Origin of the sequence: Streptomyces spororaveus (assembly GCF_016755875.1) — a bacterium.
In the GTDB taxonomy this organism is placed as follows: Bacteria; Actinomycetota; Actinomycetes; order Streptomycetales; family Streptomycetaceae; genus Streptomyces; species Streptomyces spororaveus.
In genome coordinates this window covers 770,909-793,137 of sequence record NZ_BNED01000005.1, presented here as the reverse complement: position 1 = coordinate 793,137, position 22,229 = coordinate 770,909, and the positions used below count along the sequence as shown (strand labels likewise).

Sequence of the window (22,229 nt, the reverse complement as noted above, 5' to 3'; positions counted from 1 at the left end):
CGAGGGGCTGAGATGCCCGGCGAGGATGGATGCGGGTCACCGGGGACAGCGGGCGCATGGCGGCCCTCGTACGATCGGCCGATTCGGGGGAAGCGTGCACAGGGGACCCCGCTTCCGTCCGGCGGCCGACCGCGTCTCTGCGGTGGTGCCAAGGTAGGGGCGGGCAACGGCGATCGCTTGACTCTCAGGGACAGATAATTTGTCATTTGGGGACATCGCGTGGGCTGTGCCGAGTGGGCCGGCGTGGCATGGCTCGGCCGAGCCCGGCCGGCCCGCGGTGTCAGTCCTGGCCGGGGAGCCGGGGTCGGCTCCTGGCGCTGCGCCATGCCCGGGGGCTGCATCCGAACTGCTCGTGGAACCAGCGCGAGAAGCCGCTCAGCGACGAGAAGCCCAGCAGGTCGGAGATCTCCGTGAGTGAGCGCCGTGGATTCGCGACGAACTGCTCCGCGAGGTGCCGGCGGGTGGCGCCCAGGAGCGAGGAGAACGTCTCGCCCGAGGCGGCCAGGTGCCGGTGGACGGTCCGCCGGTCCACGCCCAGGCTGCGGGCGACCTGCTCGATCGAGCAGCGCCCGGTCGGCAGCAGGACCTCGATCAGCTCGCGCACCCGGTCCGCGGCGGTGGTGTCCCGGGGCACGGTGATCGCCTCGAAGTACTGGTGGGCGTACGCGCGCAGGAGCGGATCCGCCATCGCGTTGGGCGCGTCGAGATCGCCCGCGTAGAAGACGATGCCGTCGAACTCACGGTCGAACTCCACGATGGGGCCGAAGGCGCGCCGGTGCGTCGAGACAACTGCCGGTGCCGGGTGTCTGAACCAGACGGAGAGCGGCTGCCACCGGGTGTGCAGGAAGTCGCGCAGGATCCGGTGGTAGGCGGCGACGGCCAGCTCCGTGGCCTGCCGGGTGTGCATCGCTTCGCCGAGACGCAGGTCGACCTTCAAGGTGGCCAGCCCGTCCCCCTCGGAGAGCCGGGTGTCCAGGACCTCGTTGTACATGTGCTGATGGCGGATCAACAGCCCCAGGGCGCTCCGCACATCGGGTTCCTCGCGGACGACCAGGCTGATGGGGCCGAGGTTGGAGAAGCGCCGGAACTCCGCCATGAGCAATCCGAAGTCCTCGTGGCCCGTGGCGGCTGCCGACAGTTCCAGCACCTGGACCGCGGCGGAGCCGGAGATCCACCGGTCCTGGACGGCGAGGGCGGCAGTGTCCAGGCCCACGCGCTTCATCAGCGGCTGAGGGTCGATACCGAGCGATCGACACAGCTCGACGTAGCCGCTGAGGGCTGCGGTGCGGACCAGGGGCCTCATGTGCACGCTCCAAGACTGTCCCGAAAAGAAAAGTCTCATGTCACGCCAGGATAAGCGCGGCGTGGAGTGGGCAACCTAGCATGGCGCCGTTCACCGGCCCGGTCCGCACCTGGCGACCGCCCTGGGCCGGCGAACACGCGAGGGCACGGAGGCGGACATGGACGGTGTGACGCGCGCGGTCGAGCCGCCGCACGCGCCCCGATCGGGCCCGTCGCCGCACCGGGGCGGAACACCCACACCATCACCGGGCTCAGGCGCCATGGCTGCGGCTCCGGTCGGCCCGGTCGCACGGCACCGGTACCGCCCGCGCCCGCGACGGGGTCACCACCCTCGTGACGTGATCCGCCCTCGGGCTGCCTCGTCGCAAACCGAGACGAACCCAAGGAGATTGCCGACATGACCAACCTCGCCACGTTCCTCGTGGACTCCGCCGCGGCCCACGGCGATCGCATCGCCGTCCGCCACGACGACAGCACGCTCACCTACGCCCAGTTGGACGACGCGAGCGCCAGGGTCGCCGCCCTCCTGCGCGACCGCGGCGTCCGGCCCGGCGACCGCATCGCGCTGACCATGCCCAACGTGCCGCTGTTCCCGGTCGTCTACTACGGCATCCTGCGGGCCGGCGGTGTGGTCGTGCCGATGAATCCGCTCCTCAGAGCCCGTGAGGTGGCCTTCACCCTGCGCGACTGCGGGGCGCGGGTCGCGCTGGTGTTCCCTCTGTTCGCGGAGGAGGCCGTGAAGGCCGCTGCCGAGACCGGAACCGAATGCCTGGTGACCGAGCCCGCGGACTTCGACGACCTGCTGCGGGCCCACGAACCGGCGCCCGGCGTCGTCGACCGTACCGATGACGACCCGGCCCTCATCCTCTACACCTCGGGCACGACCGGGACGCCGAAGGGCGCCGAACTGTCCCACCGGAACCTGGCCACCAACGCCGCCACCACGGCCGAGACGCTGCTTCGGGTCGGACCCGACGACGTGCTCTTCGGTGGCCTGCCCCTCTTCCACGCCTTCGGCCAGACCTGCGCGCTGAACACGGCCGTTGCCGCCGGCGCCACACTGACGCTGTTGCCGCGGTTCGAGCCGCAGCGCGCCCTGGAGACCATCGCCCGCGACGGGGTCACCGTGTTCCTCGGCGTGCCGACGATGTACGCGGCGCTGCTCCATGCCGAGCTCCCCGAAGGCTTCAGCGCCCGCGGGCTCCGCCTGGCGGTCTCCGGCGGCGCCTCGCTTCCGGTAGAGGTGCTGCACGGCTTCGAGCGGCGCTTCGGGGTCACCGTCCTCGAAGGATACGGACTCTCCGAGACCTCACCGGTCGCGGCCTTCAACCACCCGGACCGCCCGCGCAAGGCGGGCTCGATCGGACAGCCCGTCCGCGGGGTCGAGATGAGGCTCGTGGCCGAGGGCGGCGGCGCGGTGCCCTCGGGAGAGGTCGGCGAGATCGCGATCCGCGGCGAGAACCTCATGACGGGCTACTGGAACCGCCCCGAGGCCACGGCGGAGGCGGTCCACGGCGGATGGTTCCACAGCGGTGACCTGGCGCGTGTCGACGAGGACGGCTTCTACTTCATCGTCGACCGCAAGAAGGACCTGATCATCCGCGGTGGCTACAACGTGTACCCGCGTGAGGTCGAGGAGGTGCTGTACGCACACCCGTCCGTCGCCGAAGCCGCCGTCGTCGGCGTGCCGCACTCGTTCCACGGGGAGGAGATCGCGGCGGTGATCGTGCTCCGGCCCGGTGCCGAGGCCACGGCCGAGGAGATCCGGGCGTACGTCAGGGACCGGGTGGCGGCGTACAAGTACCCCCGGATCGTCACCTTCGCGGCCGAGCTCCCCAAGGGTCCCACAGGCAAGATCCTCAAGCGCGAGATCGTGATCACCGATCGGTGAGACCTCCGGACGGGCTCGTCCCCGCTCTCGATCCTGAGGGCGGCCTTCCTCACCCGCCTCCCCCGGACCGCGGGGAGCCCGGGCAGAGGCAGGGTGCGGCGGTGGGCAGGGGTCAGGCTGCAGCGAGGCTGATCTGGTCGTTGAAGATCACCCAGCGCTGGCCGCGGTCGGCGGAGTCGCACGGCTTGGTTGAAATGTTCGGGGTCTGCCAGGCGTTGGCCAGGCAATAGGCCGGCGCATAGGTGAGGGAGATCTGCTGGCCCGAGACAGTCCAGTACTGGCCCTGGTCCTTGGGGTTGCAAGGCTTCACCGAGACGTCCTGAGCGTTCCACGTGTTGGCGAGACAGTAGCCCCGCGCGTTGCTGAGGGAGATCTGCTGGCCCGAGACGGTCCAGTGCTGGCCTCGGTCGGCGGCATCGCACGGCTTCGTGGAGACATTCGGGGTTTCCCAGGCGTTGGCGAGGCAGTAGAGGCTGGGAGCGCGCAGGGACGGGGCGGCGGTGTCTACGGCCTGTGCCCCGACGGCCGGCAGGAGGGAGGCGCTCAGGGCCAGCGTTGCGACGGCGAGCGTCTTGCGGAGTGCGATTGCCATGGGTGGATTCCGTTCTTGCCGGAGGCGGGGGACTCGCGCACGACCACGAGGTGGTTTCCCAACTCGGGCTCGGGCGCATGGCAATTGGTAGCAGCACTCGTTGGTGGGCCAACGGTTTCTGCGCGGTACGTTCATTCCATGGAGTTTGCATGTGCGATGATCCTATGGATATCCGATCGTGACGGCCTCCACCCCGCCGTCCAGGCAGTCCATCCACTGGCCCTGAGGTGCTCGTACCCCACCGGTTCCGCGGCCACCACTCCGATTCCCGCGACGGCTACTTCGTCAACCGGCAGGTCAGGCCCAAGGGGGGCGGGGCTGGAGCTGTACGGGCTGTGCCGGGACGGGCGCGAGTTTCCGGTGGAGATCAGCCTGAGTCCCCTGGAAACCCCCGACGGGACGCTCGTTCTCCGCGGCCATTCGCGACGTCACGGAGCGCAAAGCCGCCGAGGAGATGCCCGCCCAGCTCTACGAGCAGCAGCGCCACATCGCTCTCACCCTCAGCGCAGCCTCACGGGTTCACCGCCGGACGTGCCGGGGACGCCGACTGCGAGCCGCTACTTCCCGGCCCGGCAGGACGCCGGGTTGGGCGGCGGCCGGTTCGGCCTGATCCCGCTGGGCGGCGGCCGGGTGGGCGTGGTGATCGGCGATGTGACGGGACGCGGGCTGGACGCCGCTGCCGTCATGGGGCAACTGCGGCCCGCCTCCCACGCACGGGCGAAGGCCGGGATACCGTCCTGGCAGCTGATGCGTGCCCTCGACGCGGTGGTGAGCGAACTCCCGACGATCCGGACGACGTCACCCTGCTCCGCGTGCGCATCCCCGAGACCCCTGCCACCGCGCGGACCCTCGTCCTGGACGCCGCCCCGAGCGGCGTGGCCGAGGGGCGGCGCTTCCCCCACGCCACTCTGGCGGCGTGGGGCAAGGAGGACGAGCAGCTGCGGCTGAGGGCACGGCGGTCTGGCTCTCCCTGCCGTTACCCTCCCCGCGGGGCGGCCGCGGCCTCGCGCGGCCGCCCCCTCCATGGAGCCTCACCCGTTCCGCTTCCCCTGAACGGGCGTTCGGATCCGGAAGGCGTCAGTGGAACACCACGTCGCACACGGACAGGAAGAACTCGCCGGTGTTGCCGCCGTTGCCGCCGTCGGGGGTGTTAGGGCCGCCGTGACCGCCCCAGACATGCACGATCGCGGCCCGCCCGCTTCGGGTCGGGAGGGTGGCGAACTCCCACGAGGTCGAGTCCTCCTCACGCGGGGCTCCCTGGACTTCGACCAGGAACGGAACGGGCTCCAGGTCCTCCCACGAGAGTCCGCTGCGGGGGTCCCACCCCTCGCGGGTGAGGAACCAGCGGTGCGACCAGGTGTCGTCGGTGTGATAGGCCATGTAGTCGTACGAGAACGTGTGGCTTGCGGCCGAGGCATCCAGCCGCGTCGTGGGCCAGTCGCCGAGGTCCGCGCTGGGAACAAGGTCGAGACCGGCGAACGCCGGGTTCCCGGTGGAGGCGACGGTGCTGCCCTCGAAGAACTTCCGGTACTCCAGATAGCGCAGGGCGTTGTTCCAGGGGTAGTCGGCCAGCATCCGGTCGGCGCCCGGCAGCACCTCCTGCCAGGTGGTGCTGGTGTTCTCGGCCCGGGCCTTCGCGCAGATCGGAGACTGGTCCTCGTCCCTGATCGCGGCGGCGGCCCGGCTGCGCGGTTGATTCATCGTGCCGTGACGCGGAGAGCGGTCGGCGCCGGACTTCGCGCCCCGGGGCTTCGGAGGGGCGGACCAGGCCACCGCGGCGGCCGCGGCGACGGTGACCTCGTTGGTGAACGGGGTGAACGAACCGTCGGCCTTGGCCCGGATCTTCACCCGGTATTCGGCGTCGGGCTCTTCACCCAGGTCCACCCAGTGGGAGTTGGACGGGGACCAGTTCCAGGCCGGCCAATGGAGGAACACCGTCTGTCGGGCCTCACCGTTGATCCACACCTCGTAGAGGTGCGGGTAGGGTGCGTTGCCTTCGTTCCAGTCCGCCGGCGGGGGCCAGGTTCCGTGGTCGGGCTGATTGTCACCGATCTGCCACCGCAGGTGGATGCCGAACACCTGGTGGTCGCCGTCGGATCGGTGCTTGATGTCGGCCAGGAGCCCGGAGGGTGCCTGGATGTTGGCGATGCTGCTCATGAAGTCCTTCTCATCCGGATCCGAAGGAGATCAGCGGCGGTCGCGGAGCCCGGAAGCGGTCCGAGCCCGTCGTACGCCGGTCACCCGCAAGGACTGCCCCACGGCCATCCCGGCACGACGGGAGCGCACAGCCATGCTGTTCTCCTTCGAAGAAAGAGGATCTTGGCTTCTCGATCCTTGCGGGTTCCGGCACGGTCGTTCGGCCGCGCCGCACAAGTGATCGTTTCTGCGTGCCGGTCCCTGACCCGGACGGCTCAACATGCCTCCTGGCCCGCGCCGCACAACTTCGACCGCACACCGCCCTGATCTGGGCGGCCGCATGGTGGGGGCCCTGCCGTTACCCCCGAACAGCTCGGCCTACCTGCGCGGGGCTGAAAGCGCGAGGGTGGATACACCACGAGCCGTGTCTCCTGGCCGTCCGCGCGTCGCGGTGACCGAGTACGGCATGCGCGGGTAAGGGTGGGCACGGTCGGAAGACGGAAGACGGAAGACGGAAGACGGAAGACGGAAGACGGAGCGGAGCGAGCGGATGCGGTACATCAAGCTGCGTGACCTGGAGGTTTCCCGGATCGGGCTGGGCGCGATGGGTATGTCTCACGGCTACACCGGCTCCGGAACCGACGACGCGGAGTCGATCAGGACCGTGCACAGGGCGCTGGAGCTGGGCGTCACTCTGATCGACACCGCCGAGATCTACGGCCCCTACACCAACGAGGAACTGCTCGGACGGGCGCTGAAGGGGCGCCGGGACAAGACGGTGCTGGCCACGAAGTTCGGCCTGGTCTCGCACACCGGTGACGGTGCGTGGAACCTGGATTCCCGCCCGGCCAACATCCGCGCGGCGGTCGAGGGCTCCCTCAAGCGGCTGGGCACCGACCACATCGACCTGTACTACCAGCACCGGGTGGACCCGAGCACGCCGATCGAGGAGACCGCGGGCGCCGTGGGCGAGCTGATCGCCGAGGGCAAGGTCCGCGCCTTCGGGCTCTCCGAGGCCGGTCCTGACACGATCCGCCGCGCCCACGCAGTCCAGCCGGTCACCGCGGTGCAGTCGGAGTACTCCCTGTTCACCCGCGGTATCGAGGAGCGCGTCCTGCCCGTCCTGCGGGAGCTGAACATCGGGTTGGTGCCGTTCTCCCCGCTGGGCCGCGGCTTCCTGACCGGCACCATCCGCTCCACCGACCAGTTCGACGAGGACGACTTCCGCCGCGACAACCCCCGCTTCACAGGCGAGAACTTCCAGCGCAACCTGGCGCTGGCCGACGAGGTCAAGGCCTTGGCCGCCGAGGTCGGCGCCACCGCGGCCCAGGTCGCACTGGCCTGGCTCCTCGCCCAGGGCGACGACATCGCCCCGATCCCCGGAACCAAGCGCGTCAGCCGGGTCGAGGAGAACACTGCCGCCGACACGGTCACCCTGACCGCCGGGCAGCTCCACAAGCTCAGCAGCCTGCCGCCCGCCGCCGGCGACACCCACACCGAGGTCCAGGCACGGATGCTCGAACGTTGATCACCCGCACCGCCCGGCACGACCCCCGTTGGGAGCAGTACCCCGCATGCGTGCAGCAGTGATGTACGGAGCCGGCGACGTTCGCGTCGAGGACCGGCCCGACCCGAAGATCCTCGATCCGGCCGACGCGGTGGTGCACACGTCGGCCGCCCCATGGGACACGAGTTCCTCGGCGTCGTCGAGGAGACCGGCGCGGACGTGACCGGACTGCGGACCGGCCCCGACGCCCTGGACGGCACCATCACGCCCGGCCGCGTCTTCGACCGCACGTTCACCCTCGACCGGACGCCGGCCGCCTACCGGGACATGGCCGACCGCCGGGTCCTCAAGGCCCTCGTCAGCCCCTGACCACCCGCTCCCACCCGCACAGCGAAGGACATCGCGCTCATGCAGACCGTCACCCTCAACAACGGCGCCCGGATGCCGCTCCTCGGATTCGGCGTCTACCAGATCCCCGCGGAGGACACCGAGCGCGCCTAACAGCCGTCTGATGAATGCACCGGTAGCCGAAAGGGGGGGCCACAGTACGGCCCGCCTATTGGCGGGCCATGTACATGCGGATCTCGCTCTCGGCGTCGACGATCAGGTCGCCGGACAGGTCGACGGTGACGCTGTGCAGGGTGCCGGTGAAGCGGAACGGTGCCCGGTAGTCGGGGGTGACGGCCGATCCGGGGTTGGCGCCGCAGGCCATGCCACCCGGGTTGAAGGCGATCGGCGTGGTGACCGGCATCTCGGTGTGGCCGACGAGGCGGCCGTCGATGTACAGCTGGGCCCGGCCGGGCGCGCCCTTGCCGTGGGCGATGTCCGGGGCGCCGGTGGGCTCGAACTCGAAGCGGAGCGTGTGGCGTCCTGCGGGCACGCTCTCGCCGGATGCCACGTGGTGCAGGGTCCGCTGGACGTAGTTGTGGGCGTAGTGCAGGTGGCCGTCCTTGATGTAGAAGGACCAGCCGCCGGCGTTGGTGCCCTGGCTGAGCAGGACGCCTTCCGCGCCGGCGGGTGGGATCTCGACGTCGGCGGTGACGCTGTGCGGGCGGTTGAGGACCCTGGGGGCGACCGCGGCGGGGACGACCTGGGTGTGGGGGCGGAGGGTGTAGCTGGTGCGGGTCCGGGTGATCTGGGGGCGTTCCTGCATCATGCGCTCGAAGGCGCTCCCGTCGATCGGCATCACGTTGTACTTGCCGGCCTCCATGTACCACAGGGAGATCATTTCGATGAGTTTGGCGCGGTTTTCCTGAGCGAGGTTCCGGGTCTCGGCGACGTCCTCGTCGATGCGGTAGAGCTCCCAGTGATGGGCATCGAGGTCGTCGAGGTCGGCCATGGTGATCGGGGTGCCGAAAGGCCGCCCGGCCTCGGTGAAGGAGGGGCCGGGCCAGGGGCAGACCGCCCGCCATCCGTCGTGGTCGATCGCCCGGTGTCCGAACATCTCGTAGTACTGGGTGAGGTGACGGCTCGCGGCGCCGTCGTCGTCGAAGGTGTGGGCGAAGCTGACCCCGTGCAGGGGCGACTGGGTGACACCGCGGATGGTGGCCGGTGCCTCGATGCCGAGCACGTCCAGGACGGTGGGGACCATGTCGATGATGTGCGCGAACTGGCCGCGGACCTCGCCCCGGGCCTTGATGCCGCTGGGCCAGTGGACGAGGAAGGGGTCGCTGACGCCGCCGCGGTAGGTCTCCCGCTTCCACCGCCGGAACGGGGTGTTGCCCGCGGAGGTCCAGCCCCACGGGTAGTGGTTGAAGGTGGTCGGGCCGCCGATCTCGTCGATCCGCGCCAGGCTCTCCTCCAGCGTCTCGGGCGCGTTGTTGAAGAACTGCAGCTCGTTGGTGGTGCCGGTCGCCCCGCCCTCGGCACTCGCCCCGTTGTCGGAGACCACCATGATCAGCGTGTTGTCGAACTCGCCGGTCTCCTTCAGGAAGTCCATCAGCCGGCCGAGGTGGTGGTCGGTGTGGGAGAGGAATCCCGCGTAGACCTCCATCATCCGCGCGGCCACGCGCCGCGCGTCCGCCGTCAGCGACTCCCACGGCGGCACGTCCGGATCGTGCGGGGACAACTGCGCGTCGGCGGGCACCACACCGAGCTGCTTCTGCCGGGCGAAGGTCCGCTCGCGGTAGGCCTCCCAGCCGTCGTCGAACCGACCCCGGTAGCGGTCGGCCCACTCCTTCGGCACATGGTGCGGGGCATGCGCGGCACCCGGGCAAAGGTTCATGAAGAACGGCTTGTCCGGGGCGACCTGCTTGGCGTCGGCGATGAACGAGACCGCCCGGTCCACCAGGTCTTCCGTCAGGTGGTAGCCCTCCTCCGGCGAGGCCGGAGGCTCGACCTGGTGGTTGTCGTACACCAGTTCCGGATACCACTGGCTCGTGTCCCCGCCCAGGAATCCGTAGAACCGCTCGAAGCCCCGCCCCAGCGGCCACCGGTCGTACGGCCCGGCCGCCGACTCCTGCTCCGAGGGCATCAGGTGCCACTTGCCGACCATGTACGTGTTGTAGCCGTGCTGCAGCAGCATCTCCGACAGGAACCCGTTCTCGAACGGGATCTGCCCGTCGTAACCCGGATAGCCGGTGGCCAGCTCCGTGATCGCCGCCATGCCGTTCGCGTGGTGGTTACGGCCCGTGATGATGCAGGAGCGCGACGGCGAGCACAGCGCGGTGGTGTGCATGTTTCTGTACAGCAGCCCGCCCGCGGCCAGTGCGTCCAGATGCGGCGTCTCGATCGGGCTTCCGTAGCAGCCGAACTGTCCGAATCCGACGTCGTCGAACACGATGAACAGCACGTTCGGCGCACCCGGAACCGCGCGCACCGGCTGTGGCCAGGCCGGAGTCGACTCCTCGGCCGTGCGGCCGATCACCCCCGGGAACCGCTGCCCGGGCCGGTACTCACGCCACGACGACTGCGCCATCTGTCTCCGTCCCACCAGCGGCACGACCACCGGTGATGTGTGTGCGGCGGTGCGGCCGGCCTCGGGATCGAGCCGTGCCGCGGCACGCGATGACGGGGCAGACGACGCAGGCCTCGGACCGCGGGGCAGGCCCGAACTCCTCCACGCTAGGACGCCGCCGTCACCCCGGCGACCGGGCTGGGCCGTCCGGTCGCGGTACTCCTGCTCGGCTGGGTGGGCCTCGAAAGTTGAGTACCGGGCCTGCATCCGGGCCCGCGCCCCTGAACCGACTCGGGGCGGTGTGGGGGTCGGCCCGGGGTCGGTCCCCGGTGTGGGGCGCGAGCGCCGTCCGTAGCGTCATGGGCATGTCTAAAATCGGGAGCCCCCCACCTGGGGTTTCAACGGCAGCCACCTCGGCCCCGCCCTCCGCGCGGCGAAGGGCGAGAAGACCCGGGTGCGGGTGGCCAACACCTTGCCGGAGGAATCCACCCTTCACTGGCACGGCATGCACCTGCCCGCCGCGATGGACGGCGGCCCGCACCAGATGGTGCCGACGGGCGATAGCTGGGCCTCAGAGTGGACGATCGCGCAGCCGGCCGCGACCCTCTGGTACCACCCGCACCCGCTCGGTGCGACCAGACGCACGCCCGGCGCGGCCTTGCGGGCCTGTTCCTCCTGGACGACACGGAGACACGGAGTGGGCGGCCCTGCCCCTGCCCAGGACGTACGGGGTCGACGACATCCCGGTCATCGTCCAGGACGTGACCTTCGACGGCCCATCGCCCGCGTCTACACCTTCGGCTTCGACGACGGCCGCTCGTTCCGGCACAAGGGTCCTGCGCTCCTACCTTCTGGATGCCGGTCCGGACTTCTGGAACCAGCGCTTCGGGGGCGGCGACGACTCGTTCGACGCGATGCAACTGCGCGCGGCGCCCACCCTGAGGCCGTCGAGAGAGCTGCCGGGGGCACTCCCAGCCTGGTCGGCCGTCCGGTCAACCGACCCGCGGGGCGAGCCTCCCAGGACTACGGGGGACTACGGGTGAGGGGGCGGGGTAGCCGCGGTACGTAGGCACCACCGAGGGAGGACACGGTGACAGACCACGAAACGTCCAGGCAGCACGCGCGGCGGACCACGCCGTCCGAGGCCGTGGGCGAGAGCGGTGACCGCGAGGCCCGGCAGCAGGCGGACGACGCCGTCGTCCAGCGCTCGGGCCTGGCGGACGACGACTCGGATACGGATGCCGGCGGGAGCCACCGTGCCAAGCGCCACCGTCCGGGCATCGGCCGGGAGGAGCAGATCCACCCCGATGACGAGCCGCAGGAGACCTCCGAGGACCGCTGACGTCAGCCTGAACCGGTCCCACGCTCACTGGCGAAATGCCGGCGGGGTGTGCCTGGCCGGCCGGATGCGTCATCACGACCTTGTCGTCATCGGTGCGGGATCCGGCAACGCCCTCGTCGACTCGTTCGCAATCTGGACGTGGCCACAGTCGGGGAGCGCCGGTTCCGAGGAACCTGCCTGAACGCCGGATCCATTGCGAGCAAGATGCCCGCCTGCACCGCGCGCCTCGCCCGCACCGTCCGCGAAGCGGGCGCGTACGACGTGGACGCCGCCGTACGAGACGTCCGACACCGTGATGCGCCTCGGCGGCGACTGCATCGCCGCAGAACTGGCCGACGCGTTCGCCGGATCGCCTCGGTCGGTGCCGCCGACCAGGACTGTCGTGACAGAGGGCTCCACGCCCGGCACGCGCGGGCCGCCCCGAGTGCTTGGCGCGCGGTCTTCGGGACACAAGCGGGGCGTGCTGAAGACACTCACCCTGATCCTGCCCGGCGCCGCAGCGGCGCTCGCCGCGGTCGGCGCCGCCCTCCTCTCGCCCTGGTGGTGGGCCGTGGCCGCTCCGTCGCTGCTGCTCGCCCTGGTGGCCTCGTACGACCTGCTGCAACGCAGGCATTCCGTCCTGCGGAACTACCCCCTTCTCGGTCATCTCCGGTTCGCGCTGGAGGCGCTGCGGCCGGAGATCCAGCAGTACTTCATCGAACGGAACATCGACGGCAGCCCCTTCGACCGTGACACCCGCAGCATCGTCTACGAGCGGGCCAAGGGCACAGACGCGGAGGAGGCATTCGGCACCGAGCGCGACCTTCTCCGGCCCGGCAGCGAATACCTCACGCCGTCCATGGCCCCGCACCCGGTACAGGCCGATCCGCCCCGGGTCCGGGTCGGCGGACCCGACTGCACCGAGCCGTACGACATGTCCCTGCTCAACGTCTCGGCGATGAGCTTCGGCTCCCTGTCCGCCAACGCCGTCCTCGCCCTCAACACCGGGGCACAGCTGGGCGGTTTCGCCCATGACACCGGCGAAGGCGGCGTGTCCGAGTACCACCGGCGCCCCGGCGGGGACCTCATATGGGAGATCGGAACCGGATACTTCGGGTGCCGTACCGGCGACGGGGGGTTCGACGAGCGGCAGTTCGCCGAAAAGGCCGCGCACCCACAGGTCAAATGCGTGTCGCTGAAGATCAGTCAGGGCGCCAAGCCGGGCATCGGCGGCGTCCTGCCCGGTGCCAAGGTGAACGCGGAGATCGCGCAGGTGCGCGGGGTGCCGCAGGGGGAGACCGTCGTCTCGCCGCCGTTCCACCGCGTGTACTCCACCCCGCGCGAGCTGGTGCACTTCCTGGCCCGCATGCGGGAGCTCGCCGGTGGCAAGCCCGTGGGGTTCAAGCTGTGCGTCGGCTCGCGCCGCGAGTTCCTCGCCGTGTGCAAGGCCATGCGGGACGCGGACGTCACCCCTGACTTCATCGTCGTCGACGGGGCGGAGGGCGGAACGGGCGCGGCACCCCTGGAGTTCGCCGACCACGTCGGCCTGCCGCTCGGCGACGGACTGATGACCGTCCACAACGCCCTCGTCGGCTCCGGGCTGCGCGACCGCATCCGGATCGGAGCCTCCGGGAAGATCGCCACCGGCAGCGACCTCGTCAAACGCCTGGTCCAAGGCGCCGACTACACCAACTCGGCCCGCGCCATGATGTTCGCGATCGGCTGCATCCAGGCCCAGCGCTGCCACACCAACACCTGCCCCGTCGGGGTCGCCACCCAGGACGAGCGGCGCGCCCGGGCCCTGGACGTCGGTGACAAGGCGCAGCGCGTACGGCGTTACCAGGAGGCGACCGTCAAGAGCGCGCTGCAGATCATGGCAGCCATGGGCGTCGACGACGCGCGCGGGCTGCGCCCCCACATGCTGCTCCAGCGGGTGGACCCGCACACCGTCCGCTCGTACGCCGAACTGCACGCCTGGCTCGCCCCCGGAGAACTGATCGCTTCGCCGCCCGAAAGCTGGGCAGCCGACTGGAAGGCGGCCGACCCCGACCTCTTCACCCACTGAACCACCCGCTGCACCACCCGCTGAACCGGCATTCCCCTACCGGGAGTGGTACCCGAAGGACGTCAAGGTGATCCAGGCCGACTCCCGCGAGGACCACCTGGGGAGGGACAGCAGCATGCCCGTGTCAGCTCTTCGTACGGCTTCGGAGACGCCCTCGGGAGTCGAGGCGGGACAGCCGTCGTTGCTCCCGCCGCGCCCACCGGCGTACGCGATCGGGGTCAAGCGGAGTGCCGTGGCCGACGTGGAGGCGGCTGGGGCCGAGGTCGAGCATGGCGCGCAGGCTCGTGAGGTTGCCCAGGGAGTCGTCATGGAAGGGCGGGTTCGCCGGCTTGCCGGGGATGAGCCCCATGAAGGAGTTGGCCACGAGGTCACCGGCGACGAGGTTCCCGTCATCGGTGAGAACGGAGACGGAGCCTGCGGTGTGGCCCGGGGTGGGCATGATCCGTCCCGCCAGCCCGAAGTCCGACAGATCGGTTTCGCCGCTGATCAGGATCTCGGGTTCGAACGGGTCCGCCGCGACGTGGAGCTTCCTGTTCCTGCTCATCAGACGACCCATGGGTCCCGTGGGAAGGTACGGCATCAGCGGTCGGCCGGTACGGAAGGGTTCGAGGTCGGCGGTGTGCCCGGCGACGGGTGCGCCCGTCAGGCGCTGCAGTTCTGCTGCGGAGCCGAAGTGGTCGATGTGGCCGTGGGTGATGACGATCAGGGCGAGGTCGGCGGGGTCCACTCCGTGAGCGGCGATCCGGTCGTGGATGAGGCGTCCGCTGCCCGGCGTTCCGGCGTCGACGAGGACGGGACGTCGGCCCAGCAGCAAGTAGGCGTTGACGGCGTGCTTGCCGAGCACCGGAATCGGAATGATCTTCGTGCCGGACATGACGGCCTTTCGTGTAGGGGCCGGGCGTGGGCATGCCTCGGCTTCCGCCGGCCGCAGGCAGGGGCGGGCGGTGCGGGTGTGCGGTAGGGGACGGGCCGCTCTCAGCGGAAGCGGCGGCGGTATTCGGCGGGGGTTGTCCCCAGGTGCCGTTGGAAGCACCGGTGGAGGGTCTGCAAGGAGCGGAGGCCGCTGGCGGCGGCCACCTGCGGCAGACCGGCGTCGCTCTCCTCGAGGAGGCGCCGTGCGGCCTCCAGCCGGGCCGACTCCACGTAGGCGGCGGGCGTGGTGCCGGTGCGCTGCGCGAAGAGCCGTGAGAAGTGCCGCGTGCTGAGGCTGAGGCGCTGGGCGAGAGACTCGGCGGAGAGGTCCGCGTCGGGGTGTTCGGTGATCCACCGGCGGAGCTCGCCGATGCGGTCGTCAGCGGGTGCCCGGACGGAGAGGGGCACGCTGAACTGGCTCTGGCCGCCGGAGCGTTGGACGTACATGACCATCACGCGCGCGGTGGCGAGCGCGAGGGCCTGGCCGTGGTCCTCGGCCACCATCGCCAGCGCCATGTCCATGCCCGAGGTGATCCCGGCGCAGGTCCACACCCGACCGGAGCGGATGAAGATCGGATCGGGGTCCACGTCGACCTCTGGATGTGCGGCGGCCAGTTGCGCCGCCGTGAGCCAGTGGGTGGTGGCGGTCCGGCCGTCCAGCAGGCCGGCCGCGGCCAGCAGATGGGCTCCCGCACACACCGATCCGGTACGCCCCGCCCGCGGTGCCGCCTTACGGAGCCAGTCGGTGACCACCGGATCGACGACGGCCTGGACGCCACCCCCTTCGGGGTGGGCGACCGCTCCGGACACCAGGAGGGTGTCGACGCGGCCGGTCACCTCGTCCAGCCGCAGGTCGGAATGGACCCGCAGGCCGCTGGAGGTGGCCACCGGAGCGCCGTCCTCCGTGGCGACCTGAACGGCGTAGCCGGGGATGCCGCCCTCGGAGACCCGGGACGCGACCGAGAACACCTCGGCGGGTCCTGTGATGTCCAGGAGCTCCACGCCGGGGAAGGCGACGATGACGACGCGGTGGGGTGCGGGCATGCACCGATCCTCGTTCCCCTGCCCCGGTGTCCGCAATGACGAAGTCGTCTCAGATCCGGCCATCCGGCCCGGCGGCGCCGTCTCCCGCACCGGCGCCGCCCCGGTGTGGCCTACCCGTCCACCACCGTAGGCGTTCGAGGCCGATTACCTATCCGTCGAACGCACAAAAATCTACGTCGGTCAGAGTAGACATTGGGTGGTGGCCTTGTTATGGTTTCTCTCGTAGCCCAGAGAGACAGCAGGGCCCGGCAGAGATGAACTGCCGGGCGCAGTGCCCGTAAGTGCAGTTCGCAGGACGGTGCGGTGGTGGAGCTCCGAAGCCAGGTTTGTTGCAGTGGGGCGACGGGGCTGACGACCGGACCGGGTGGCCCGCGGTGATCAGGGGCCGCCACGAGCAGTACCGCAGTCGACGCAGCAAACAGGTTGATCACCGAGGGAAGAACGGAGGAACCGCGCCATCAGGATCGCCCGGGCGGAAGTCCTGAGCCCGGGTACCGCAGGACATCGACAGTGAGGTGGTCTCCGGTCAAGCAACCGCGATCCCCGCACCCCCGACATCGTTCACGTCGGGCATGCGGAAACAGAAGGCCGGTTAGGAACTGATGCCGGCAGATGGTGTAGAAGTTCCCTCGGGGCCCTGGTGCCGTACGGCACCAGGGCCCCTCCATGTGTTTCGGAGAGAGGTGCAATGACAGCAGAGAATCCGACAGGCCCGCTCGGCGGCCACCTGGACGACGACGACTACCCCGCGTACACCATGGGTCGGGCCGCGGAGATGCTCGGCACCACCCCGGGCTTCCTCCGTGCCATCGGCGAAGCCCGCCTGATCACGCCTCTCCGCTCCGAGGGCGGCCACCGCCGCTACTCCCGCTACCAGCTGCGCATCGCGGCCCGAGCCCGGGAACTCGTCGATCAGGGAACCCCCGTCGAGGCCGCCTGCCGCATCGTCATCCTCGAGGACCAGCTCGAGGAAGCCCAGCGCCTCAATGCCGAGTACCGCCGCGCCGCCGCGTCGTCCGGCCCGCCGACCGCGGACTGAGGTGGGCGAGCCCGCCGCTCCCGGTGGGCCTCGCACGCGTGTGTCGGGGCGTGGTGGTGATCGTGCCCCTCTGTTTCCCAAAGCGTTGCGCCCGGGCCGCCAATATCTGTCACCGCGGTGCAAGGATTTAGCGGTCCCTGCGGAGAGGGTTTTTTGCACGGCGGCCATCGTGAATTGCTATTCGTACGCCGACCGCTACGGCATGCTATTGTCGATCTCGGTTGCAGTCGTGGTTCCCAAAACTTCAAGTACCTCCAGCCGGTCTCCGGGCCCCTGATGGGAGTGCTTCGTATTTCCGGGTCATTTTCCGGCGGGGCATCATCGCGGCGACACGGTGTCCGTGCAGTGCGGATTCCGCTGTACTGCCCCAAAGGAGATCTGACATGGCATCTGGCACCGTGAAGTGGTTCAACGCGGCCAAGGGTTTCGGCTTCATCGAGCAGGACGGTGGCGGCGCCGACGTGTTCGCCCACTTCTCGAACATCGCCGCCCAGGGCTTCCGTGAGCTGGCCGAAGGCCAGAAGGTCACCTTCGACATCGCGCAGGGCCAGAAGGGTCCGACGGCCGAGAACATCGTTCCCGCCTGACACTGACGCGCATTTCGTAGCTGGGGCCCGCATCCTTCGGGGTGCGGGCCCCAGCTGCAGGCATCTCCCGCGGCGGGTTCACCTGCGGGACGCCCCTGACCGGCCAGAGGCGCTGCTCCGGCACGCGGACCTCTTCGGAACTGCACCCGAGTCGATCTCGGGGATTTCATACCCGGCATCACCCATTTTCACAGCGGCGCCCGCACGGACTCCCTGCGGCCGGCTCCGCTTTCGCATTTCATTCGGCCCGTTCTTGCGATTCCCCGCGCTGTTGTCAAGCTGCCGGAATTCCTTGATGCGTGCCGTATCAAGGAAGGTTCTGAATGAACCCCGTACGTACGAACAACCGCTCCGCTCGCACCCGAGGCCGCACCGGTGGCCCCGCTTTCGGTTCCGCTGCCGGTTCAGGCCGGGGCAGCCGCTTCGGTACCTCCGCCCCGAGCCGTTCGGGCGGTCCGAGCCGTTCGGGCGGCTACGGCCGGCGGCCCGCCGCGGTGCAGGGCGAGTTCGCCCCGCCGAAGACGATCACTCCTGCCCTCCCTGCCGTCGAGGCCTTCGCTGACCTGGACATGCCCGGGGAGTTGCTGGCCGCCCTCGGTGCGCAGGGCGTGAGCGTGCCGTTCCCGATCCAGGGAGCCACCCTGCCCAACACCCTCGCGGGCCGCGACGTGCTCGGCCGCGGCCGCACCGGCTCCGGCAAGACCCTGGCCTTCGGCCTCGCCCTGCTGGCCCGCACCGCCGGACAGTGCGCCGAGCCCCGTCAGCCGCTCGCACTGGTCCTCGTACCGACGCGTGAGCTGGCGCAGCAGGTGACCGACGCGCTCACTCCGTACGCCCGCTCGGTGAAGCTGCGCCTGGCGACCGTCGTCGGCGGGATGCCGATCGGCAGGCAGGCGGGCGCGCTGCGTGTCGGCGCCGAGGTCGTCGTCGCGACGCCCGGACGGCTGAAGGACCTCATCGACCGCGGGGACTGCCGACTGAACCAGGTCGCGATCACCGTCCTGGACGAAGCCGACCAGATGGCCGACATGGGATTCATGCCGCAGGTCACCGCACTGCTCGACCAGGTGCGCCCCGAAGGCCAGCGGATGCTGTTCTCCGCCACCCTCGACCGCAACGTCGACCTGCTGGTGCGCCGCTACCTGGCCGACCCCGTCGTGCACTCGGTGGACCCCTCGGCCGGTGCCGTCACCACGATGGAGCACCACGTATTGCACGTGCACGGGGCTGACAAGCACCGTACGACGACGGAGATCGCGGCGCGCGAGGGCCGGGTGATCATGTTCCTGGACACCAAGCACGCAGTCGACCGGCTGACCCAGGACCTGCTGAACAGCGGTGTCCGGGCCGCCGCCCTGCACGGCGGGAAGTCGCAGCCGCAGCGCACCCGCACCCTCGCCCAGTTCAAGACCGGACACGTCACCGTCCTGGTCGCCACCAACGTCGCCGCCCGCGGCATCCACGTCGACAACCTCGACCTCGTGGTCAACGTGGACCCGCCGACCGACCACAAGGACTACCTCCACCGCGGCGGGCGGACCGCACGTGCCGGGGAGTCCGGCAGCGTCGTCACGCTGGTCACCCCGAACCAGCGCCGTGACATGACCCGCCTCATGGCCACCGCCGGCATCGTCCCGCAGACCACCCAGGTCCGCTCGGGTGAGGAGGCACTGAGCCGGATCACCGGAGCCCAGGCCCCCTCCGGCATCCCGGTCACCATCACCGCGCCGGTGTCCGAGCGACCCAAGCGCACCGCGGCCTCCCGCAGCCGCCGCGGTCCCGCTTCGGCAGCCCGGCGCTTGAACGTGCGCCGGTCCGCCGTCAACGCGGCGGCGGCCTGAGAACCACGTGATCAGGAAACTGACCCATCTCTGTAGGAGGCACGTTTTGACGCTGGTCCAGATGCAGTTCCGCTCGCTGAGTGCCAACCCCGCGCACCAGGCGGTGGCCGATGCCATGGAGGCCGCCGGGCCGCAGGTCTGCGACGACATGACGGTCGAAGTGGCCTTGTCCGTCATGGCCAGTGCTCGCGCGGGACATCTGCTGGTCTGCGACGAGGACGGCCTGTGCGCCGGTCTGGTGACCCCTGCTCAGCTCGCGGCCGTCCGTGACGGAGACGCGTACACGGACCGAATCCGGCTGCGCGACGTCCTCGGTGACCGCGGACCGACCACCTCGCCCCGCACCACGATGGCCGAAGCCGAGCACGCGATGCGCTACCGCCGGCTCGACGCCCTGCCCGTCGTCGACGAACAAGGCAGTGCCCTGGGCGTCCTCGCCCTCGCAGGCTGAACAGCCTCACCGCGGTCGGACCTCGCCCTCGGCGCCCGCCGACCATCTGACCGACGGGACCGGGGCGGGGCCCACCCCCGATCGGGTCGGCAACGCTGACGTCCAGACCGATGAACAGGATGACCGGATGGATATCCTCCGTAGGAACAACGTGAAGGTCACCGGATCACCCGGCGGCCCCGTGGTGATGCTGGCGCACGGGTTCGGCTGTGACCAGAACATGTGGGGCCTGGTGGCCCCGGCTCTGGCCGTGGAATTCCAGGTGGTCCTGTTCGACTACGTCGGGTCGGGTGGCTCCGACCCGTCCGCCTGGAGCGCCGAACGCTACGGCTCACTGGACGGATACGCCCGGGACGTGGTCGAGGTGTGCGAGGCCCTGGACCTAGAGGACGTGGCCTTCGTCGGGCATTCGGTCAGCGCGATGATCGGAGTACGCGCGGCGGCCACCGCCCCCGAGCGGTTCTCCTCCCTGGTCATGGTCGGCCCCTCCCCGTGCTACATCGACGACGACGCCTACCGCGGCGGCTTCAGTGCCGAGGACATAGACGAGTTGCTGGAGTCGCTCGAGTCGAACTACCTCGGCTGGTCGGCCACGATGGCACCGGTGATCATGGCCAACCCCGAACGTCCGGAACTGGGGGAGGAGCTGGCCAACAGTTTCTGCGCCACCGATCCGGCGATCGCCCGCGTCTTCGCCCGCACCACGTTCCTCTCCGACAGCCGTGCCGACCTGAAGTCGGTGGACGTACCGACGCTGGTCCTGGAATGTGCCCAGGACGTGATCGCGCCGCGCGAGGTCGGCGGCTACGTCCACGCGGCCATCCCCGGAAGCCGCCTGATCACCCTGGACGCAACGGGGCACTGCCCCCAGCTGAGCGCTCCCGAGGCCACCACGTCGGCCATCCGCGCGTTCCTGCGGGAGCTACCGTGATGGGGTGCACCGCCCAGAACCCCGAGCGGCCCGAGGAGGAAGAGTCCACCACTGACGCGGTGTTCTCATCCCTGCTGGAGGACACCGCCGAGGAGCTCTACGAATCCGCCCCCTGCGGCTACCTGTCCACCCTGATGGACGGCACCATCGCCAGGATCAACGGAACGCTCCTCGACTGGCTCGGTCTCACGCGCGAGGAAGTCGTGGGCCGTAGACGTTTCACCGACCTCCTCACGATCGGCGGCAAGCTCTACCACGAGACGCACTTCGCGCCGCTCCTGCGGATGCAGGGAAAGATCAGCGAGATAGCGCTGGAACTCAAGGCGTCGGGCGGCGGACGCCTCCCGGTCCTGGTCACCTCCCACGTGAAGACGAGCGGCGACGGCGAGCCGACGCTGATCCGCACCACCGTCTTCGACGCACGACAGCGCCGCGCCTACGAAGGCGAACTGCTGCGCGAGCGTCAGCTGGCGGAGGAAGCCCGCCGACAGGCCGAAGCCGACAGGGAGCGGCTGCGTGAAGCACTCGCGGTGCTCCAGCAGAGCCTGCTCCCCTCCGCCCTGCCCGCGGTGCCCGGCATGGAAGCGGCCTCCTACTACCACACCGCCTCCGTCGACCGGCTCGGCGGAGACTTCTACGACCTGTTCCCGCTGGACGACAAGCGCTGGGCGTTCTTCCTCGGCGACGTCTGCGGCAAGGGTCCCCAGGCCGCCGCGGTGACCTCCCTGACCCGCTACACCCTGCGCGCCGCCGCCCTCCACGACTCCGACCCCGTGGCCGCGCTGTCCACCTTGAACACCGTGCTGCACGAGCGGTTCACGAGTGGGGACCCGCGCTACTGCACCGCGATCTTCGGCGTGATGGAACCCGACCCCAGCACCGGAACGGTGGCCGTGCACCTGGCCTCCGGGGGCCATCCCCCCGCACTCGTCGTGCGTGCCGACGGCCGGGCCGACTATCTCCCCACCCCCGGCGGCCTGCTCATCGGGATCCTGCCCGACCCCCGCTTCACCCCTGCCTCGACCACGCTCGGCCCCGGCGATTCCCTCCTCCTCTACACCGACGGCCTCACCGAAGCCCGTGTCGGCACGAACCGCGAGCTCTACGGCGAAGACGCCCTGCGGACTTTCACCGCCGGTCTCGCCCCTGCCGGGGCACAGGAGCTGATCACCGCTCTCACCGGTCTCTTGGACGGCTTCGGTGAAGGCCTGGACGACGACACGGCTCTGCTCGCCCTCGGCGTGCCCCGTCCCATCCCCGTTGCGCGAGAGCACGGTCTGACATGAGCGCCCTGACCATCACCGCCCGAGACGCCACCACCGGCCCCGTGCTGGAAATCGCCGGCGACCTCGACTTCGACCAGGCCCCCCGCCTTCGACAGGCTGTGACAGCCCTCAGCCTGGAGCGCGGACAGCGTCTCGTGCTGGACCTCTCCGGCATACGGTTCTGCGACTCCAGCGGCATCACCGCCCTCATCGTCGCCCGCAACCACGCCGTCGCCGCCCGGGCGGACATCGCCCTGGCGGCCGTCCCCGACAACACGATCCGCATCCTGCGCGTCGTCGGGCTCGACCGGGTCTTCACCATCCACCCCGATGTCGGCGCGGCCACGACACCGTGACCGGCCACCGGCGGTCCCTGACGACGGAGGTGCCGCAGGAGGTGCCCGTTCGGAAGGGGTGACCCGAACGGGCAACGCCGCGGGGGAGGTTTT

Annotated in this window: 18 protein-coding genes and 3 pseudogenes; 15 read left to right on the top strand and 6 right to left on the bottom strand. The window is 70.1% G+C overall.

Features of this window, described 5'->3' with window-relative positions; translation table 11 throughout:
- Positions 1 to 280 precede the first annotated feature (280 nt).
- Positions 281 to 1,303, bottom strand: a complete 1,023-nt coding sequence (locus tag Sspor_RS06310) for an AraC family transcriptional regulator ligand-binding domain-containing protein (protein ID WP_202198173.1) — start codon at positions 1,301 to 1,303, stop codon at positions 281 to 283.
- A 396-nt stretch (positions 1,304 to 1,699) separates the two neighbouring features.
- Here Sspor_RS06310 and Sspor_RS06305 point away from each other — a divergent pair, with 396 nt between their 5' ends.
- A complete protein-coding gene (locus tag Sspor_RS06305) occupies positions 1,700 to 3,193 on the top strand; it encodes a long-chain-fatty-acid--CoA ligase (RefSeq protein ID WP_202198172.1) in 1,494 nt (497 codons plus the stop codon).
- Positions 3,194 to 3,305: 112 nt separating this feature from the next.
- Here Sspor_RS06305 and Sspor_RS06300 read toward each other — a convergent pair whose 3' ends face one another.
- A complete protein-coding gene (locus Sspor_RS06300; protein WP_202198171.1) occupies positions 3,306 to 3,785 on the bottom strand; it encodes a ricin-type beta-trefoil lectin domain protein in 480 nt (159 codons plus the stop codon).
- Positions 3,786 to 3,923: 138 nt separating this feature from the next.
- On the opposite strand from Sspor_RS06300, the gene Sspor_RS06295 reads away from it, so the two are divergent.
- Positions 3,924 to 4,733: a SpoIIE family protein phosphatase gene (locus tag Sspor_RS06295; protein WP_308445524.1), complete on the top strand. Its 810-nt coding sequence runs from the start codon at positions 3,924 to 3,926 to the stop codon at positions 4,731 to 4,733.
- 129 nt (positions 4,734 to 4,862) lie between these two features.
- Here the strand turns inward: Sspor_RS06295 and Sspor_RS06290 are convergent, their stop codons facing one another.
- Complete coding sequence (locus Sspor_RS06290; protein ID WP_202198170.1) at positions 4,863 to 5,942, bottom strand: lytic polysaccharide monooxygenase auxiliary activity family 9 protein; 1,080 nt, start codon at positions 5,940 to 5,942, stop codon at positions 4,863 to 4,865.
- A gap of 529 nt (positions 5,943 to 6,471) precedes the next feature.
- Here Sspor_RS06290 and Sspor_RS06285 point away from each other — a divergent pair.
- From Sspor_RS06285 to Sspor_RS06275, 3 genes and pseudogenes are all read left to right on the top strand, one after another.
- On the top strand, positions 6,472 to 7,449 hold the full coding sequence (locus Sspor_RS06285) for an aldo/keto reductase (RefSeq protein WP_202198169.1): 978 nt from the start codon (positions 6,472 to 6,474) through the stop codon (positions 7,447 to 7,449).
- Between the two features lie 46 nt (positions 7,450 to 7,495).
- Positions 7,496 to 7,668: pseudogene (locus Sspor_RS41470) on the top strand (IMP dehydrogenase); the annotation flags it as partial.
- Between the two features lie 168 nt (positions 7,669 to 7,836).
- A pseudogene (locus Sspor_RS06275) lies at positions 7,837 to 7,926 on the top strand (aldo/keto reductase); the annotation flags it as partial.
- Positions 7,927 to 7,984: 58 nt separating this feature from the next.
- On the opposite strand, the gene Sspor_RS06270 reads toward Sspor_RS06275, so the two are convergent.
- Positions 7,985 to 10,345 carry an arylsulfatase gene (locus Sspor_RS06270; protein ID WP_202198168.1) on the bottom strand — a complete coding sequence of 787 codons (2,361 nt, stop codon included), beginning with the start codon at positions 10,343 to 10,345 and terminating at the stop codon, positions 7,985 to 7,987.
- Between the two features lie 424 nt (positions 10,346 to 10,769).
- Here Sspor_RS06270 and Sspor_RS06265 point away from each other — a divergent pair.
- The 3 genes and pseudogenes from Sspor_RS06265 to Sspor_RS06255 all read left to right on the top strand — a co-directional run.
- Positions 10,770 to 11,393, top strand: a pseudogene (locus tag Sspor_RS06265) (multicopper oxidase domain-containing protein); the annotation flags it as partial.
- Between the two features lie 21 nt (positions 11,394 to 11,414).
- The gene (locus Sspor_RS06260; protein ID WP_202198167.1) at positions 11,415 to 11,666 is read left to right on the top strand and encodes a hypothetical protein; all 252 of its coding nucleotides are present in this window, start codon (positions 11,415 to 11,417) and stop codon (positions 11,664 to 11,666) included.
- A gap of 460 nt (positions 11,667 to 12,126) precedes the next feature.
- A complete protein-coding gene (locus Sspor_RS06255) occupies positions 12,127 to 13,710 on the top strand; it encodes an FMN-binding glutamate synthase family protein (RefSeq protein ID WP_237403692.1) in 1,584 nt (527 codons plus the stop codon).
- A 124-nt stretch (positions 13,711 to 13,834) separates the two neighbouring features.
- Here the strand turns inward: Sspor_RS06255 and Sspor_RS06250 are convergent, their stop codons facing one another.
- Positions 13,835 to 14,584 carry an MBL fold metallo-hydrolase gene (locus Sspor_RS06250; protein ID WP_202198166.1) on the bottom strand — a complete coding sequence of 250 codons (750 nt, stop codon included), beginning with the start codon at positions 14,582 to 14,584 and terminating at the stop codon, positions 13,835 to 13,837.
- Between the two features lie 101 nt (positions 14,585 to 14,685).
- Positions 14,686 to 15,666 carry a GlxA family transcriptional regulator gene (locus tag Sspor_RS06245; RefSeq protein WP_202198165.1) on the bottom strand — a complete coding sequence of 327 codons (981 nt, stop codon included), beginning with the start codon at positions 15,664 to 15,666 and terminating at the stop codon, positions 14,686 to 14,688.
- Positions 15,667 to 16,354: 688 nt separating this feature from the next.
- On the opposite strand from Sspor_RS06245, the gene Sspor_RS06240 reads away from it, so the two are divergent.
- The 7 genes from Sspor_RS06240 (at position 16,355) to Sspor_RS06210 (ending at position 22,136) form a co-directional block, all read left to right on the top strand.
- Positions 16,355 to 16,705 (top strand): MerR family transcriptional regulator, encoded by a 351-nt coding sequence (locus tag Sspor_RS06240; protein WP_202198164.1) that lies wholly within the window; start codon positions 16,355 to 16,357, stop codon positions 16,703 to 16,705.
- A gap of 383 nt (positions 16,706 to 17,088) precedes the next feature.
- Positions 17,089 to 17,292 (top strand): cold-shock protein, encoded by a 204-nt coding sequence (locus tag Sspor_RS06235; RefSeq protein ID WP_030722003.1) that lies wholly within the window; start codon positions 17,089 to 17,091, stop codon positions 17,290 to 17,292.
- A 323-nt stretch (positions 17,293 to 17,615) separates the two neighbouring features.
- A complete protein-coding gene (locus Sspor_RS06230; RefSeq protein WP_202198163.1) occupies positions 17,616 to 19,133 on the top strand; it encodes a DEAD/DEAH box helicase in 1,518 nt (505 codons plus the stop codon).
- A gap of 46 nt (positions 19,134 to 19,179) precedes the next feature.
- Positions 19,180 to 19,584, top strand: coding sequence for a CBS domain-containing protein (locus tag Sspor_RS06225; protein WP_237403691.1), 405 nt, complete (start codon positions 19,180 to 19,182; stop codon positions 19,582 to 19,584).
- Positions 19,585 to 19,711: 127 nt separating this feature from the next.
- Positions 19,712 to 20,515: an alpha/beta fold hydrolase gene (locus tag Sspor_RS06220; protein WP_202198162.1), complete on the top strand. Its 804-nt coding sequence runs from the start codon at positions 19,712 to 19,714 to the stop codon at positions 20,513 to 20,515.
- Positions 20,515 to 21,801, top strand: a complete 1,287-nt coding sequence (locus tag Sspor_RS06215; RefSeq protein ID WP_202198161.1) for a PP2C family protein-serine/threonine phosphatase — start codon at positions 20,515 to 20,517, stop codon at positions 21,799 to 21,801. Before Sspor_RS06220 ends, Sspor_RS06215 begins: the two co-directional genes overlap by 1 nt.
- The gene (locus Sspor_RS06210; protein ID WP_202198160.1) at positions 21,798 to 22,136 is read left to right on the top strand and encodes an STAS domain-containing protein; all 339 of its coding nucleotides are present in this window, start codon (positions 21,798 to 21,800) and stop codon (positions 22,134 to 22,136) included. The genes Sspor_RS06215 and Sspor_RS06210 overlap by 4 nt, the downstream gene beginning before the upstream one ends.
- Positions 22,137 to 22,229: the final 93 nt, after the last annotated feature.